At 33.3% G+C, this 18,540-nt stretch carries 11 protein-coding genes; 1 reads left to right on the forward strand and 10 read right to left on the reverse strand.

The genetic code is table 11. The annotated features are described in order from the left end of the window. Window positions 1–135 precede the first annotated feature (135 nt). The 8 genes from OH814_RS17090 to OH814_RS17125 form a co-directional block, all read right to left on the reverse strand. Window positions 136–807, reverse strand: a complete 672-nt coding sequence (locus OH814_RS17090; protein ID WP_308828994.1) for a hypothetical protein — start codon at window positions 805–807, stop codon at window positions 136–138. Next, window positions 774–7,457 (reverse strand): RHS repeat-associated core domain-containing protein, encoded by a 6,684-nt coding sequence (locus OH814_RS17095; protein WP_308828995.1) that lies wholly within the window; start codon window positions 7,455–7,457, stop codon window positions 774–776. Before OH814_RS17095 ends, OH814_RS17090 begins: the two co-directional genes overlap by 34 nt. Before the next feature lie 34 nt (window positions 7,458–7,491). After that, the gene (locus OH814_RS17100; RefSeq protein ID WP_308828996.1) at window positions 7,492–7,977 is read right to left on the reverse strand and encodes a hypothetical protein; all 486 of its coding nucleotides are present in this window, start codon (window positions 7,975–7,977) and stop codon (window positions 7,492–7,494) included. 7 nt (window positions 7,978–7,984) lie between these two features. Then, the gene (locus OH814_RS17105) at window positions 7,985–8,932 is read right to left on the reverse strand and encodes a cell wall anchor protein (RefSeq protein WP_308828997.1); all 948 of its coding nucleotides are present in this window, start codon (window positions 8,930–8,932) and stop codon (window positions 7,985–7,987) included. Window positions 8,933–9,650: 718 nt separating this feature from the next. After that, window positions 9,651–10,547: a leucine-rich repeat domain-containing protein gene (locus OH814_RS17110; protein ID WP_308828998.1), complete on the reverse strand. Its 897-nt coding sequence runs from the start codon at window positions 10,545–10,547 to the stop codon at window positions 9,651–9,653. Between the two features lie 54 nt (window positions 10,548–10,601). Beyond that, on the reverse strand, window positions 10,602–12,749 hold the full coding sequence (locus OH814_RS17115; RefSeq protein ID WP_308828999.1) for an alkaline phosphatase PhoX: 2,148 nt from the start codon (window positions 12,747–12,749) through the stop codon (window positions 10,602–10,604). 160 nt (window positions 12,750–12,909) lie between these two features. Continuing rightward, window positions 12,910–14,700: a cytochrome c peroxidase gene (locus OH814_RS17120; protein ID WP_308829000.1), complete on the reverse strand. Its 1,791-nt coding sequence runs from the start codon at window positions 14,698–14,700 to the stop codon at window positions 12,910–12,912. Between the two features lie 206 nt (window positions 14,701–14,906). Beyond that, on the reverse strand, window positions 14,907–16,346 hold the full coding sequence (locus OH814_RS17125) for a PLP-dependent aminotransferase family protein (protein ID WP_308829001.1): 1,440 nt from the start codon (window positions 16,344–16,346) through the stop codon (window positions 14,907–14,909). A gap of 114 nt (window positions 16,347–16,460) precedes the next feature. Between OH814_RS17125 and OH814_RS17130 the strand changes: the two genes are divergently transcribed. Next, window positions 16,461–16,979: a hypothetical protein gene (locus tag OH814_RS17130; protein ID WP_308829002.1), complete on the forward strand. Its 519-nt coding sequence runs from the start codon at window positions 16,461–16,463 to the stop codon at window positions 16,977–16,979. A 180-nt stretch (window positions 16,980–17,159) separates the two neighbouring features. Here OH814_RS17130 and OH814_RS17135 read toward each other — a convergent pair whose 3' ends face one another. Both OH814_RS17135 and OH814_RS17140 read right to left on the reverse strand, forming a co-directional pair. Beyond that, the gene (locus OH814_RS17135) at window positions 17,160–17,816 is read right to left on the reverse strand and encodes a murein L,D-transpeptidase catalytic domain-containing protein (RefSeq protein WP_308829003.1); all 657 of its coding nucleotides are present in this window, start codon (window positions 17,814–17,816) and stop codon (window positions 17,160–17,162) included. A gap of 5 nt (window positions 17,817–17,821) precedes the next feature. After that, window positions 17,822–18,505, reverse strand: coding sequence for a TIGR02117 family protein (locus tag OH814_RS17140; RefSeq protein ID WP_308829004.1), 684 nt, complete (start codon window positions 18,503–18,505; stop codon window positions 17,822–17,824). Between the last annotated feature and the right edge of the window lie 35 nt (window positions 18,506–18,540).

Below are 18,540 nucleotides of genomic sequence, written 5' to 3' on the forward strand. Positions count from 1 at the left end.
ATAAGTAACTGCTTCCATATTGAAAACTGAATTCTTTTATTACATAAAAGCCTCACATTATGTGAGGCTTTATTTGGATTATTAGCTCAAAGTCGGGAGACTTTGCGCAGCGGGATATTTTTTGTGAACTTCAATCTAATAAATGTTATTATCATTAATGAGATTAGTAGAAGCCTTTAAATAACCATCATTAAATAGTTTAAGGTACAAGTTGCATTTTTCAGAAGAATGTTCTTTATTTTCGGTTGTATCAGAAGTATGGTAAACATTAATTTGAAAAATGTAGTTGGATAATCTTTTCGTTTTAACAGACTCACTATCAAAGCCGGAACTATAACTAGAATGAGCCAAAAACATTGAATTAATTTTATCTTTTACCTCATTGGCTATATACAAATTTGAATTTTTTCCTAAATCAGATTCTAATATTAAATATTGCTTGATATTATTAGTCTGAAAATATCCTATAATATATAGTGGAATAGAACCTTCTAAATTTCTATTATTAAAGAATTCTCTTCGTGGTAAAAAAATTATTTTATTTTGTTTCATTTCTTCAAAACCTACTCCATTTTCTAAATAAAAATTAAATGATTTATCATCTATTCTTTTAATATTAGGAATATGTTTTATTTCATTTAATACTGACAAACTATCATAATTATTATATGTTAGATAATCTGTTGTACAACTTATAATTTTTGATGCCGATACATTTAGACAACTAAAATTAATGCAAATAAAAAATATAAAAAAAGTATATCTCATAGTTATTAATATTTTAATTTCATTCCTGTCTTTTCCCATGACCACCCTTTTGTATTTATATTGTCCATTGCTTTTGGATATCTATTTAAGAGACTATTTAATGGTCCATTCGATTGTTCAAACATCCAACCATCTGAAATTCCCCATGCTCTAAGTTGTTTTACCTGCCAATCTAAAATAGTTACATGCTGATATGCTGCATTTACTTTAGGAAACAAAAGGTCAAATGAGTAATGCATTAGTTCATGGCCAGTGACTAAATAGAGCCATTGCATTCCCTGATTATATGTATGCTGAGAAATGTAAAGTGTATTTCCATCTTGGACTCCCCATTCATGTATTGTAAAGTTACCATATGAATCTTTTCCATATATTTTCCCTTCCTTATAAATCCTTCCCTTAGGTGCTTTATTTGTTTTGACCTTTACATCAGATGCTCCTTCAACTCCTTTAAAAGTTTCTCTTGCCCATTTAGTTAAAGATTTATTATTGTACTCAGTCGATTTAGGTTTATGAGCTAAATAATTAAAGGCAGTAACAATTAACCCTTGCCCAGCACCCATCCAGAAGTTCCCGCCTCCCAGAACAGAACCAACACCACCACTTACAGCTCCGTTAAATAAAGCAAAGCCGTCACTCCTTAATATGTTATTAGCTCCTACTTTAGTTACAGCTAATCCCAGCAAATCATTTGAAACACTGGCAAATGAGCCACTTAGTGCGCCGCCCAAGAATTTACCTCCCTGCATATAAGATATAGTACCTTGTGTAATGGCGTGAGCTCCGGCTTTGGCTACTATAGTCCATGTTTCACCTATAGCTGATGCAATTTTTGTAGGCCCCCCCGCCGCTGTGGCGAATATGGAGCCCACTCCAAAAGAAACAGCAGCCGACATCGTAGCCATCATAACAGATTGGAACATTTCACCCACATTGATAGGTCTGTTCAAATAATAATCTGTAGCTATTGAAGTAAATATTGCAACTGCAGCAGCAATGATTATCGATTCACCTAAGCCATAAGCCTCTCCGCTTGGATCATTAAACATTAAAGGATTATTTAATACATACCCGTACTTGTTATAATTCTGAGTATTGAAAGGATCCTGAATATTTTCATCCGCATTTAAGAATCTTCTTAATAAAGGGTCATATAATCTACCGTTCATGTGGATGATACCAACTTCTAAGAAATGCTCGTGGTTGGTGTATCCTCTATCAACAATAAGATCCTTAGACGAGTTCATAATGACGTTCTGATCGGTGATAATAGCCCCACTTCCTATCTGTAAGTGCGTGAAATTACCCCATGCATCAAAATGTCTTTGCTCCAATTTATTTCCTGCTTCATCGCTAATGGCTAAAATGCTTCCAATATAATCTTTATGCAAAAATTTAAAAGAACCGTTACTCTCATTAAAGTTTTTTAAATATACAATATTACTTTCATAAGGACTTCCACCGATGTAAAGAATATGTTTTTCTTTGCCTGTTATATTGTCTTTAACGATTTCAAAGCTTCCGTCTTCACTGTAGAATTTGGTGTATTTACCATCTCCGTCTGCTGTGAAGTTTCCGCCATAGGTTACCCTTTGTCTCATACTTGTTAAACCATACTGGAAGGCAACATCTCCTTTCATCCCATCAATGAATACAGGATCATTATTTTCATTATAAACAATCGTTTGAATTAAATCATTGTTATAATTTTGTTCTCCTGTTGCATTTAAGGTCATTCCTGTGGGTTGATAGATCTTAGAAGAATTTTCATACTTCATTTTACCTATCTGATCGTTCTCAGTTATTCTCCCTTTAATATCATAAACATTCCTGTTGCTTTGGGGTTTTACGCCCGTAACAGGATTTGTCCAATTTACTACACGATTATTATCATCATAATCAAATGTTTCAGTAATATTAAAATCACCACCTGTTGTTCTGTTTCTTAATTCATTTTTAATAGCATCAAATGAATATGAAACTTGTAAAAGACTAGGTTTAACTATAGAAGAATGATTTATGTTGGTTAAGAAACCATTAGTACCATATATATTGCTAATATTGGCTAATCCTAGTTGAGCATTTAATATTTGACCTTTCGAATTCGCTTCTTTTAATTCCCAAAGAATTTTTCCTGAGTTTTTGTCTTTGACTTGATACAGTACTCCACTCCAGGAACTATAAACATTTTCAATGTTTACTTTGGTCATTATACCGGAAGAATACAACTGTTTTTCATATGAAATTATCCTTCCTTTATCATCATAAGTCAGTCCTTTTTGTATAAAATACTTTCCATTGCTATTTTCTGATGAAGAAATCACCCTTCCTTGTGGGTCGTATGAAACATTTGAGCTATAAGCTTTACCTTTAGATGTTCCTTCTTTAGAAGTTAATCTTCCTTTATTGTCGTACGTATACGAAATAATTTTATTGGTAGCTTGCCCTGCATCTGTAGATAATTCTTTTTGAGAAATTATTTGGCCCAAGTTATTATAAAAATATTCTTTAGTTCCCTTTGGGCTGATGATTTTTTTTGATTGTCCAAATCCGTCATATTCATATTTGTATAAACCATTAGATGGATCGTTAAATTCAGATTTTCTTCCCCAAGCATCATATTTTGTCGTTACAACATTCTCTGCATATTTGGCTTGAATTTGTTCTCCTGCAGCGTTATATGAAAAATTAATTGTACCTCCTTTGTCTGTTGATGAAATGATATTATCTAATGCATCAGTGATTTTGGTTGTTGTTCTTCCATATCCGTTAACTTCTTTTTCGGTTGTTAAAGATCCAATAACTGTAGTTTCTATTTGTTTTCCATTAAAAGAAGTTACAGTTACTTTTGCCGGGAAAACAGAGTCATCAAAAGCAATGGTATTCCATTGGCTTGCATTCTGACCTTCAAAATATGGTTCGCTTTCATTTATTTTTCTTCCCAACTCATCGTATTGGGTATCTATAGATATAAATTGTCCTTGTCCGAATGCCTTAGTTGAAGTTTTAAATACTTGACCTAATAAGTTGGTATAAGTAATATTCTGATTACCATTGGGTGAATATGCAGTCACTTTCGTTCCCCATATTGGTGAAGGAGCAGGAGGTACTGAAAAACCATAAATCAAATCGTAAGTGTAGGTCGTTGTTCCTGCTAGATTATTTTTTGTTTTCAGTAATTTCCCCCACGCATCATATGTATTGGTAACGGTATTACCTAAAGGATCCGTCTGAGTGAGAACTTGCCCCCAATTGTTATAGGTAATATTAGTTTCCAAACCAAGATTATCTGTATTCTTGATAGAAAATCTTCCTTTACCTTCGAATTCTGATGTTGTTGTTTGGGTTTGAGAATCTACGCTGTTAGTAATAATTTTTTGTGTGATATTTCCAAAACCATCATAATGATAAGTTTCCTGAAGATATCCGGTATTATCTCTATTCCATGTTTTTAGATTTTTTATTAAATTATTTTCATAAACATATTCTTCTTTAAGAGATTTTGTATCTCCATAAGCCTGTATAGTTGATATTTTTATTTTAGGTTTTCCAATATTGTAATTGTTACCAGGTGTAATATCAGAAGGATAATACTCTAAATTTGTAGTTGAAATTTCGTACCCATCGTTTATATTCTCTACAGATTTGGTCGGAAGATAAAGATTATTATAAGCTTCTACAGTATGAACGGTCTTTATATTCCTTAGAAAATCTTTGCTTGTTGTAATATATGGGTTTATTGCTGTGACAATTTTAGGTTTGTCCGCCTCAGCAACAGTTGTGACAACTGCTCCATTCAATAGTTTATCTATTTTAAAATCATATTGCTTGAATGATAATAATTGAGTATTGTTTATTGAGAGATTGTCTGGGAAAATTTTAGACTCATCTGTGGTTCTTATAGACCAATCTTTATAAGCAAGTCCTTCATTTGTTGGATTTATTTCTGAACCGCTCCAAATTTTTGTATTTTCTAAACCATTTGCTATGAAAGTTGATCTTGCTGTTTGCCTGAAGCCAATGACCCCCCTTCCATTTAGGTTTCCAATGAAATCTCTATATCTGAATTCCTGCCATCTTCCTCCTTGAGTAAGTTTAGAAACTACACTATAGTTAATATTTTCTAAGATATTTGAATAAGGATATGAAACAGGGTTTGTATTGTAATATGATTTATAAACATTACCGTTTACCAAATTTGAATATTCAATAATAGTATTAACTCCACCTTGAGTAACAGACTGAACTTTTGATGCGACATTTAGTTTTCCTCCTAAATCCCAGGTAATGAGTTTTGTTTTGTGAATAATTGCAAACTCAGTATTCATTTGAGCAATACGATAAGATCCAAATAACGGAATATAATGCTCTCCATACATTGAATAATTGATAGTTTCCCCATCCCAATCTAATTCAACTGGAGCAATATTATAAGCATTGCTAAAGATTGGCTTACCATCATTATCAACACCATCGTTTCTCAGGTAATTGAATCCATAGCTTGAGTCTGGGTTATTCCAATCAAGCACACCGTCTCTAAACCATTTCTGTGATTCAAAAATTATCAAATCACTTTTCCCATCTTTATTTAAGTCTGATGCAGAATAAGTTCTGATAGTACTTCTGTTTTTTCTTGGACGACCTTGTTCACTTGGTTTGTAAAGATATAAATTAGAGTAATAAAATTCTTTGAATCCTTTACCTGTGGAAATATACATTCTCCAATCTGGAGAATCAATTCCAACCGGAGCTAAGATATCCATTTTACCATCTCCGTTAAAATCACCAAACTTCCTTCCTTCGTAAGCAATTTGAATAGAAGATTGTATTTTTAATTCAAAATCTTTTGTGACTTCATTAAATGAGTAAATATTACTTCCGCCACTAAGATCTATCAAGTCAGACTTTCCATCACTATCAAAGTCTCCAACATTAAATAAAGTATAATCAGTTGAAACAACTTTAGTGAAATTATTTTTAGTATCAACATAGACATAAGCTTCCGGAGTGTTTATTGTATTATCTGACTGATTAGAACCATAATAATCTTCACAACGACAATTGGTACTTCCCCCAATATTTAATACTAGTTCTGAAATACCGTCACCGTTGAAGTCTCCTTCTTTTGCAGACATACTTACACTAAAACCTGAATTACAATAATTTTGATTATAAGCAGGATAACAAGGTGATTCTGTAAAAACAGCAGAAGGAATGCCATTTAATATAAATGAATTGTATTTTTCAAGAACATTACTAGAATTAAGCGCATAATAATTTATGGTAATCTTTTGATTCACATAATCATAAACATACGTAGCAAATGATTGCCTATCTAAAAAAATGTTATTTTTGGGAGTATTTATTACAGACAAGAAATCTCCCTCATAAGAAACATTAATAAAATTATTATTTCCATCTAATCTTCCAAGCATTAATGTATTTCCTTTTAGGAAATCAAGCTTACCATCTCCGTTAAAATCTCCGGTTACAATATTATTTCCGTAGATATCATCATACCTCGTATTTGAATTAAATATGTTTGTTCCTGCAGGACTATATTCATTATTGAAAACAACAGGGTTAGCTGGGAGATCTTGGGAATTATATTCCGTAATTTTTTTTACAAACTGATATTTTGTTCCATTATTGTCATAGTCTATACTATATCTCTTAAACTGACTTCCGTTTGTTTTTACAATAACATCTTTTAATAATTTGTTTTGAACGAAACGGAAACCGGCTGTATAAGAATCTTCTACAAGATCTCTATTGATGTAAGTAAAATCAATTCTGTTAAAATGAGGTTTATTTAATGTTTCATTCCCTCCCCATTGTATAAAAGATATCCTGCTTACACCGCCTTGCATCTTGCCTGTAGTATATTCGTAAGAATAACTGATATAATTTCCCTGAACATCTTTCCACTTTACAATATTATAATCGATTGATGTTCTTCCATTATAGGTATTAAGTTCGGAATTATCAGATTGAGTATCCCCATACCAAGCTTGGGAACCATCTTCAAAAGTTACTACGAAAAACATAGGCTGTGGTGTAGCAGTCTGTGCAGTTCCTACTGATTTTATTTTGACATTAGAATATTTTTCTGTTATGTATTCGGCTCCGTCTTTTCCATATTCTCCTGATTTAAGAATCAACCTCTGTCCATTGAAGCTATAAAAATCTGAGTAGTCCAATTTAACTCCTTCAACTTTACCATCATTTTCGATGTTTTTTCCGATTCTTGATATAGAAGTTATTCCGGTAAGTCCCCATCCGTAACCCGCAATTCCATTCCCAAGACCACCGGAATACATAAGATTCATTTGTGGAGCTACGCTTTTTATTCCCGGAGGTAAAGCGATTGGCAAAGTATATTGAAGTTGTCCTGAACCTGAAACATCGACATTTCCTTTGGTATCATGAAATGCATCGGCGGCTCCCGAAGGATTATTAGCTCCTGCCTGAGAATCTGCAGGCCCACCCCCTGGATTTTCTGTTGCAGGACCACCAATTTTCGCTATAAAAGGATTAGAAATACCTGATGTTGCACGAAATCCTTGACCAAGAACCACCATTTGTGGATCCTGAACAGTTCTTGTTGTATTTTCTTGTTGATGTAATATCGTTTGAGAATATCCCAGTACCGACAGTAAGGATATGATTAGTGAATAGAATAATCTCATATTCTTGAAATAAGGTGTTAATTAAATAATTTTTCTATCGTTTTGTGATGTTCCTGCTGAATACTCTTCCATCTTTCAATTTGACATGGAGTACATATACCCCCCATTCGTAACCAGTCATGTTTATCTTCAACTGCCTGTTAAGATTAGGAAGGTTTTGCTGCTGGAATTTCCAGTGAACTGTACTATGCTGATATAAAGAAACTGTAGCGATAAGTTCATCCAACTCATCTGTCCAATCTATAGTTAAAATATCATTTATCGGCACAGGATAGATCCGCATCTGCTTCCAGAACGCTTTATCGTCGAGCTTAACAATTTGATCCTCTTGTTTTTCAACTTTTGCCGTATCTATTTTAGCTTCCTGATTAATTATATCTTTTGGGGCAGATTTACCGTTGATATTAGGCCCGCGATATCTTTGATTCCCTGCTTCATCATATTTAAAATAAACTTCTGTCTGAGAATATCCAAAGAAGCCGATAAATAAAGACAAAATTGAGAGTAACTTTTTTTTCATCATCTATTTATTTGTGGTTTGAAATAAGCAGTTGAACCTGTCTTTTAAGTTCATTAATTTCTTCAGACTGTGACTGTAATCGCTTGTTCTGGTCAATTGAGTACAAAGTCAATTCTTCTATTTTTTCAAGAAGTTTAGCGTCCATTTCGGCAACATTAATTCCTTTTTCAATTACTTCACCAGCCGAAGGTATATTAGGTAAATGTCCTTTTTCCGCAATATGCTTTTCAACTTCTTCCAAAGTTTTAAGCTTATAATCTTTTTTAAAAACGTAATCTGCCCATACATTTGCTTTTACCTCAACTTCCTTTGCAAATATTTTTCCGTTGAATCTTGCTGTGGCATTATTGAAGAATTTTGCCCAAACTCCGTTATGGTTATCTTCAAAACCAACATATGATCCGCCGTCATTCCCATTATTTGGAATTGAAAACAATAAATTCTGTGAAGCTCCCGACCCGCTAGACAAAGTTCTAAAAACCGTATCGCCGGTACGCGCCCCAACCGCCCAACATTCATTACAACCCGATCTCGCAATTTGAAAAGTACCTAAAGAATTAGCAATTTCCACAAAAGTGCCATCTGTCTTAAATATTCTAAGACTGGCTTCAGAGTTTGCAGGATCGTTTTTTCCAATTTTCACATTACCAGCAGAATTTTCTAAAATAGCTCTCATCCATGGCTGAGAGCCATCATTATTTGTTTTTCTAAAGTATAAATCCTGATTAAAAAAACTTCCGGCAAATTGCATTCCGTAGTTATTAGTAGAATTGCCATGTCTTACATCCAAAAGATGCCACCAATCACTTGCACCCGCTGGATAATTTACCGGACTACTGGCTTCATAGAAACCACTTGTAGTAGTTGGAGCGCCTGCGTCATTTCTTGTTAGGGTATTTTGTGAAAATGCAATTGAACTAGATATTAGTCCTGCCAAAAATAAAACTTTCTTCATCTTAAAATAATTATATTAGTGTAATGTTTAAACTTTTTTTTAATGTCTAATTATAAGAAACCTAAAATTCTTTATAATTAAAAACTTTCGCGAAATTAACCTTTTTCAACTATTACTCACATCTCCTTAATGAGATTTAATATGACTCTTATCATATCAATGTGACAAATTTACATCTGAGAAACGTCAAAACTCGTCGCAAAAAATTAAAGTGAAAAAAATATGTAAGAAATAGAGATTCTAAATCAATCTCTCTAGTAAAAAATAGGACTTTAGTAATTTTTTAGAGAGAAAATTTCTCCATATTAGAATGCAGTTAAACTTAATAACAGTTCTGCTAAAAACTTTTTTTTCATTTATATAATTGTGTTTTTTAGTATATTTTTAAACTGTAATTAAATCATAGACTTGGTATCCTATTGCTCTAATTTTCAGTTGAAAACTATTTACAAACTTAACATTTTTTTTCTAACTAAAAAATATTATTCACATAAATTAAGTTTATCTTTCTACAATTACTTAACAATTATTAAAAATCGTTGTGTTTTCAAAATATAACCTGATAAATTTGGACGTTGAAATTAAATGTCTCAAAATGACAATTTCAATAATCGAAAAAATGCGATTATTGTAAGTTACAATACATTCCAAAACTTTATAAGCGTATCTCTATTGTCTTTATAATTAAGTTTATCTTTTTTTATGCTTAAGAATGTCATCAAAAATAAATCTGAGTCTCAGGCATTTTTTTTCTGAGATCTTCAACTTCTGTAATATTGATAGGATTTCCTGTGAGAATAAGTGTTTTCAAATGTTTTAAATCAGCAATTTCTTTTGGTAATGATTGTAGCTGATTATTGGCCAGATTAAGACTGACGATGTTCTTTAGATTCTTTATTTGAGGCGAAATCTCAGATATTTTATTCTCACCTACGTTAAGGAACTCCAGATTTTTTAAAGCTAAAATGTTTTTGGAGAGCGTAATCAACATATTTTTTTGCAGTTCAAGATATTTGAGCTTACTTGGAAAACTTGTTTCATTAAGATCATTAATCTGATTAGATGAGAGATTCAGAAACTTAAGACTTTTTATTTTTTCAACATGAGAAACCATACTGATTTGATTGCTGTGTAAATTAATTTCTTCGAGTCCCGAAATTTCTGTCAGAGCTTTTGGAAAAACGCTGAGGTTATTGGCATCGAGTTGTACAACTTTAAGCTTTTGAAGTTTGGCAAACTCAGGATTAAGATCCGTCAAATGATTAAGATTCATAGAAAAAGTAGTGAGCTTTTTCAGCTTATTGATTTCATCAGGAATATATTTTATGCTGTTCTCGTTAATATTAAGAATCTGAAGTTCTGAAAGTGAAAAGAGTGCATCATCTAGCTTTTCAAGATTATTTCCCATAATGTTCAGAAAAAAAACAGAATTCATTTTCGTAATATCAGGAGGCAGATTAAACAGACCTTTATCTCTGAAACTTAAGCTATAAACAGTTTCTTTCGACATCAAAGCAGCCTCCATATCTGTATAAGTCGGATATTTTACAGGATCAATCTGGGCATTTATTCTGGCAATACACAGTAAACAAAAAAGGCAAATGTATTTTTTCATAAAACAAAAAAAGGTCGCCGGAAAAAATCCGACGACCGTTATAAAGTATTAAAATTATTTTTTGAAAATCTTAGCTGTTTTCTGGAATCCGTCTGCTTCAATATTTAATATTAAAACTCTTGAAACCTGAAGCTGGCTTGTGAAATCTAAGTCGAGACTAGTTGTAGATCCGTTTACTTTCTTTTTATAGACAACTTTCCCGTCAATGCTGTACGCAGTAACTTCAAGATTTTTCAGTGCTTTTGGCGAATTGATTTTCACAATACCAGAAGTAGGATTAGGAGCTACCGTTACATCATTTTCATTAACAACTTCTACTGTTCCCAAACTTCCTGTTGTCCCTAAAAACTGTTGTAAAGCAACTACAATTGTAGCCGACTTTCCTCTGTAATCTATTGTATTACCCGTAGCATCTACATCAGTAGAAATCGTAGAATTCGGATGCTGAATAGAGAAGAAACCAAATTTCTTATCCGGTGTGAATGTAAGACCTGTAGGCTCTGATCCTGCAGGCATTGATGCAAATAATCTTACATTAGGATTTGCCTGTGTATGATCGGGACCAATAACCCAGATGTAGTTTTTACCACCGTCCTGCAGTACCCAAAGATTACCAAGTTCATCAAAAGTAAGGTTATCGTTTCCGTCCCCCCAAGATTCAGTTTTCATTCCCTGCGCGGTGTTGAATGTATAAGCTGTTGATGCTCCGCCTACGAAAGTTTCTACGTTTGAAAGCGTCATTCCGTTATCTGTCATTCTGTATACTTTATCTAATCCTTTTGCCGTAAAATAAACTTTACCGTCAAGTGGACTTATTTCTATATCTTCTACTCCATTGAAGGAAGTACCGCCTAATGACAAAGCTAAAGCAGCCGTATTATTTTGATCAGCCTGAAGTTTATTTGGCACCTGAATCCACTGTCCGGTTGTTGCTACCGGATTTCCACCACTTAATCCCTGGTCAAGCTTCAAAACATATAAATTCCCTGAAGCCAGATTGTTTGGAGTATCCATCACATATTTATAAACCATATGAGTTCCGCCATCTTCGCCATAATAAGCTGTTGTTCCTGCATCGTTAATCACTACATTTTCATGATTCATGATTCCCATCTGCCAAAGCTTATCTTTAGTTCCTGCCTGGTTATGAGACATCACCTGCGCTGTTACAGGATCAATTTCTACCAGCCATCCATAATCTTTGTACCCATCGGCATTAATATCGTTTGACGTAACAGATTCTTCAGCCGTTACCACCGTTCCCCAAGGTGTAATACCTCCCGAGCAGTTTCTGATCGTCTGCACAAGGCTCGGTGCCGAAAAACTCACCGCTCTTGATTTTGTTAACTGCCAAAGTTTGGTTGAAGTATTATAATTAATTTCTGCCATGGTAACACCTCCGGGGTTTGTTTCATGGTTTACAGAAAGATATCCGTCCATACTGCTGTTATTTTTAGCAACATAGGCGGTAAAATCATTAAGGCCACCAACCAATCCGCCGCCTTCTGTATAGTTATCACCTTCTTTTAGGATCAACTGATATTTATGTTCAGCAGGGATAATCAATTTTGCAGTCTGTGTTGTAGGAACAATTGATGTAAAACAGCTGATATGTGTACCGGTACAGTTGGAAACCGGTGGAGTTACCGTTGTTGTTGTTTTAAGATATGCGTCTATTGTTAAATCTGAGCTTGTAGCACTTCTATTATGCAGCTCAATTGAAATTCTGTTAGTTCCCTGTACAAATTTGTTTTTGGGAATAGAGAATATGTTAATAGCCGTTTCTGCAGCCCCATCAACAATTGTACTCGAAAAAGTACCATGAGTAATGGCTCCGGATGGCATATTATCTCTTATCACCTCTTCACCGTTTAGATAAACAATGATTCCGTCATCTCTCCTCACGCCAAATTCCATCGTATTCGAAAGATCTGCCAGATTTACTGTGAAATCTTTGATAAGATAAGCAGTATCTACACCAGAGATAAAAGAAGTCGTAACAGGGTCACCGTAACCTAACGGACCATTTCCTACAGCCCAGTTTGAAACATCATAATTGGAACTTTTCCAGGTTGCGGGCAATGCCACATCTGCGTCGTTATACTTCCATGCACTCTGCAATGCAAAAATTGTCGTCTGTGCCTGGATCATCGATGTCGTCATCAATGCCAAAGCTGCGATACTAAGTAGTTTTCTTTTCACTTTTATTAAAATTTCATTTACCATGCAAAACTATTTTTTTCGCTTCGGCATTGCGTTACGCTATCTTTAATTAAACCTCGATGAATATTAATAAAACTGAAAGTAAATGTTACGAATTTTAACTTATTATTAAATTTGAAATTTATGTAAAACTGAAGCTTTATTTCGCTAATTTCTTAGCCTTACTGATGTCTGTCAAAGTATTTAGAAAAGCGATAAGTTGTTTTTTTTCAATTTCCGTAAGATCAAGCTTATCTGCAGGAAGCGTCTGATTTTTCATGGGTAAACCTAAACCTTCTCCTCCACCTTCATTATAAAAATCAATCACTTCTTCAAGCGTATTAAAAGCTCCGTTATGGAAATAGGGTTTTGTTAACGCAATATTTCTCACCGTCATGGTTTTGAAAGAATTCTCATAAATCCATGAATTTTCTTTTTTCACATTAGAATTTATTCTTCCTCTGTCACCGTCAAGTTCTATCGGTAAATTTGTGATTGGTTTTTTGGTCACTCCTAAAACTTCAGATTCATTTTCATTAAAGAAAGGCGGCACAAGTCCTGAAAAATGCGGTGCAAAGTGACAAGTTGCACAATTGGCTTTCCCCATGAATAGATTGTAACCTTTTTTAGCATCTTCAGAAATTTCTTTTTCATTTCTCATAAAACGGTCAAAATCACTTTCAAACGAATAAAGAGAGGCTACAAAAGAACTTAGCGCTTTGGAAAAATTCTGTTTACTGATTTTTCCGTCTTTAAAAACCTTTTTGAATTCTTTTTTATACTCTTTATTGCCATTCAGCTTTTGTACAATTTTTTGATAATCGGTATTAAATTCATCCTGATTATAAATCACGTGTTCCGCCTGTTGTTCAAGATAAAAAGCTCTCATATCATAAAAAAATCTTTTTGCAAAAACGGCATTATAAAGAGAAGGAGAATTTCTCAAGACGGTTTTTCCCTCTACATTACTTGCAGATTTCTGTTTTAGATCGGTATACGCATTTTCTGGAAGGTGACAGCTGGCGCAACTCATCGCTCCATTAGCACTGAAGTTTTGATCATAGAAAATCTTTTCACCTAAATTTTTCAGTTCTTCAGAATCTTCAGAAGGTTTTAAAATCGTATAAAAATAAGGGTCAAGAAAATCTGCTTTAAAGAAATCTTTATTCGAAACATTCCAGCCCGAAAAATTTTTGAGATCATCAGGATTACCATCCCATCTGCCCAATTCTTCGTATAAAGGCTGAACAAATTGTTTATAAAACTCTATTCTGTCAAAAGACTCAAAATCGGTATTCTTCCCAAGATAAGTAATTGCCTGTTGAATAAGTAAATTAGCTTTTTCTGTTTTAAAATTTTTAAAATAAGCTTCATCGTTGATGTATTCCCTCATCCCCATTAAAGCATGAGCAGCTTCCTCAGAAATATTGAGAGAACCCGGAGTATCAAAACCTGTCACACCCAAACTGTAAATTCTAATAAGTTCTATTCGCAAAGGCAAAGTTTTATTATTTCCTGAGCTCAAGCCGTTATTCAAAGTACTTAAATAAAAGTTTGCATAACTGTTGTACAGGAAATTGGTAATTGTACTTATTTCTTCTTTTTTTTCATTGGCTTCGTCAGAAAAAATAAGTTCATCCAAAACCTGCAAACCTTCGGGAGGCAAAGTATAGGCTGAAGTTCCCGCTGCTTCAATATGAAAAAGCGGCGCTGCATTAAGATGGGTTTTGGTAAATTCAGGATAATGATAAGCGACGAAAAACTCTATTTCTTTAAAGGAATTCCTTGTACTTCTTAGGGTTTGCTGAAGTTTTTCTAAAGAAATTTTTTCTTGAGAATAAAGTTCTACATCATTTTTCAGATATTCTAACTCAATTTTAAAATCACGTAAGCCTCTGTTTATAAATTTATTATCACTTTTTACACCTTTATTAACAGGGTTAAAAGACATTGCAGAAAAAATGAAGACGCATGGAATAAGCAGTAAAAGATAATATCTCACAGTTTTAATCGCAAAAGTAGCCTGATTAGATTACAGAAATTTTACGCATAGATTAAATAATGTTTACCATTTGCCCGACAAACAGCACCTTTTTTAATATTGTAAATACAAACAGTTAAAAAAGGAAGACTATTTTGCAAAATGAATTTCTGATTTTACAGATTTTCATTTATTTTTTCATCTAAAATACTTTGCACTTTTTCTCCAATTATTTTCAGCCTCACAATACTTTCAGAGGTGATTCTGTCTGCAAATATAATTCTGAAATGATGTCTGTATGCGTCGGTGTAAGAAAATGTATCTCCGGGTGTAAAAGCGATTTTTTGACTTTCACAAAATTTATAGAAATCAGGCATATTCACTTCTTTAGGAAGTTTTCCCCAAATGCTGTAACCGCCTTGAGGTCTGTGAAAATAACAATCTTTTGGAAAATATAATCTTAATGTATTAAGTAATTCTACACATTGTATTTCAAGCTGTTTTCGGAAGAAACGAAGATGCCGTTCATAAGAATTTTCTTCTAATAATTGTATCATTAATTCCTGAAAAATAGGTGATACAGATCTTCCCAAAGAAAACTTAATTCTTTCAGCCTGCTCAAAAAATCGACCTGTATTCAGCCATCCCAGACGAATTCCCGGTGCCAAAGTTTTTGAAAATGACGAATAGGTCATTACCCAACCTTCCGTATCAAAATTACAAATCGTTGAAGGTCTTTCACCATCAAAATAAAGATCACCATAAATGTCATTTTCAATAATCGGAATCTCTTTACTTTGCGCAATCGAAGCAAGTTCTTTCTTTGTTTCGTGTGACATTAAAATTCCTGTGGGATTATGAAAATTGGATGTTACCACAACAGCACGAATATTATTTTTACTTACTGCATCTTTTAGATAATCAATATCAAATCCGGTTTTGTAGTGTACCGGAATTTCGATTATTTTCAGTTTTAAATTTGAAATCACTTCCAAAACAGAAAAAACACACGGACTTTCTACCGCAATCAAGTCTCCCGATTCCGTTACCGAAGCCAGCGCAATGTAAAGCGCCTGCAAAGCTCCATCTGTGATGATGAGTTGTTCTGAATTTATTTTACAGCCAGATTTTGTTGCCCGTGCAGCAATTTGATTTTTTAAAATTTCTGATCCGTTCGCCGGATAATATCTGAGAATTGATGATCCTTTTTTCCGAATTACTTCTTGCATTTTCCTTAAGATCAATTTTTGAGGAACGAGCAAATCTGTCGGTGCAGCGGTATTAAATGAAATTTGTTCAAAAGACTTACCTGACTTTGAAGTGAGTTTTACCTTTTCATCAAACTCCGGGTTTCGTACAACTGGCAAAAATGTTGGTAAATCTTCAGGAATGTCTTCATTTACTTTTATAGTAACAAAAAATCCTGAGCGAGGACGATTTTCAACACAGCCTTTCATCACAAGATAATCATAACCACTTTGCACGGAAGTAATGCTCAGTTGATACTTTTCTTTAATTTCTCTTATAGAAGGTAACCGCTCGCCTGAAACAAGAATTCCATTTTTGATCTGTTTCTCGATGACCGAAGTAAATATTTGATATTTAAAATTCTGCATAATCCCAATCTGTTCTGCACAAATTTACAAAATTTTAAATTGTACCGTTTTATTAGCTTAAAACTGTACCGATATTATCATTCATAAATAACTTAGCTTTGAAAAAAAATAAGAATGGAGATTGTTTCAAAATTTGTAGTAGGTTCAGACCAGGGAGTTGATGAATTTTTTGATGTTAAAAAAGCTTTTATTAAAAATTCGTATCAAGAGACTATTGCACCCGAAATTATAGACAACTACATTAAAGAATATTTTGATCATAGAAAAATGATCAATATTTTAAATGATTTTTCTAATCAATTAATTATGGTGTTTGCAGATCAACAACCTGTAGGATATTGCTTTTTTCAAACAGGAAACTTTTATCCGGAAGCTGATGAAAATCAAAAAATGACGGCTATCAAAGAATTTTCTCTTCTTCAAAAATATGATCTACCAGAAGTGAGACTTTCTCTTTGGAATAAAGTAAAATCGGCAATTCAATTTGCAGACAGTCTTTGGATTAATATCAGAGAAAACGATTCACAAATTCAGTTTTTTACAGATCAAAAATTCGTTTTTGTGAAAGATACGGTTTCAGAACCTTTCAATCTTCCATCATCCATTTATGAATTAGATTTAAAAAAATTATAAATCTTTCTTTAGTATATGACCGCAAAAGAATCAAAAGACTTTCTATAGTTTAAGTTAAGCAAAAGCTTTCAAAACGATTAACAAACAAGTCTTTGCGTTTTGTAAACTTTTGAATTCTTATTTTTTCAATCTTTTCTTTTGATTCTTTTGCGGTAAAATATTTTTGTCATTACTAAAAAATTATTCATTATAAATCCACATCAGTAAAGGCTTTTCAGTTTTTTGAATGACTGGATCTAATTCTTTCATCGCATTATTGGAAATTGTAGGACAACCCCAACCTTCCGGCGAGCCTTTTGGGTAAACTTCATCATCACTCATCAATTCCCATGAATGAAAAACAATGAATCTTTGTAGCGCATTATTATTTGTTTCTTCTAAACCGTGCATCAAATATTTTACATTAATTCCCCAATCGCTTCTTCCTCTTTCACCTAATTGATATTTCCCCAAAGCCGAAAGATGACTTCCGTCTTCATTACTAAATTGAGGATTGTCTTTTGAATCATCGCTGCTCCAACTATTACCTCCGCAACCATGCCCCACCAAATATTTATTAGATATTCTCTGCTCTTTAAAATTCCAAATTATAAAACGGTTCAATCCGGAATGCAGACTCATATCAATCAAAATACAAAAATCAGTATTCATTTTTTTGCTTTTGCAAAATGCATAGGCTTCTTCAGCTTTCTTTTTTGTTTTATTTAAATCTAATTCGGGCTTTTTGACTTCATTGGATTTTTTATTATCAAAAACATCATTATCAGTAAGCTTTTTCGCCTCATGTTTGCAAGACAAAAAAATGACAACCAGAAAAATTAAATAAAAAATTCTCACAAGATTTATTTATAATGTAAGAAAATCCCATAATCTGTTGGCGTCCACCACGCTGCTTTTTGTCCGGCAGCTTTTAGTGCATCGTTTGCCCAGGTGTTGCAGGTATTCAGAAAACTATAACTTCCTTTCGCATCATAAAACGCATCATTATCGCTGTAAACAGCTTTCGTAGGAATCAATATATAACTACCGTTTGTATCTCTGTCAAATTTAGCATCGATAAACTTCACTAATTCTAAATATTGTTTTTTGCTGATCATTATTTTTTTGCAGTCAGCAGCTTCGGTCATCATTTTGTAAAATGAAGCGTGCATTGCAGATTCACTCATCCAAAATGCAGCTTTTACAGCCGTAGAAAATTTCAAATCTGCCCAAGTTGGTGTATCCAGATAAAAACCTTTATCGCCCCACCCGATTCCTACATAATTGTAATCCGTTTTTTTTGATGTTGTATTTGCAAACGGAATCTTTGCGCTCCAATCGTGCAATTCATTTTTTACAGGCATTACAATATCGGTATGAACACCGTTGGTATAAATGTAAATCGGAATTTCTTTTTGCTCGCCATCATCTTTTGCCGAAACTTCGATAAAAGGAAGCAGATAACCTACAATAGCGTACAGCACAATGATTCCAAGGATGATTCCGAGAGTTTTCAGGAAATAGATCAGTATAATTTTCACACTCATGTTTTCAGATATTGAAGTTTAATAAAATTTAATCT

The sequence above is a fragment of the Chryseobacterium sp. CFS15 genome, assembly GCF_031118795.1.
GTDB lineage: Bacteria > Bacteroidota > Bacteroidia > Flavobacteriales > Weeksellaceae > Chryseobacterium > Chryseobacterium indoltheticum.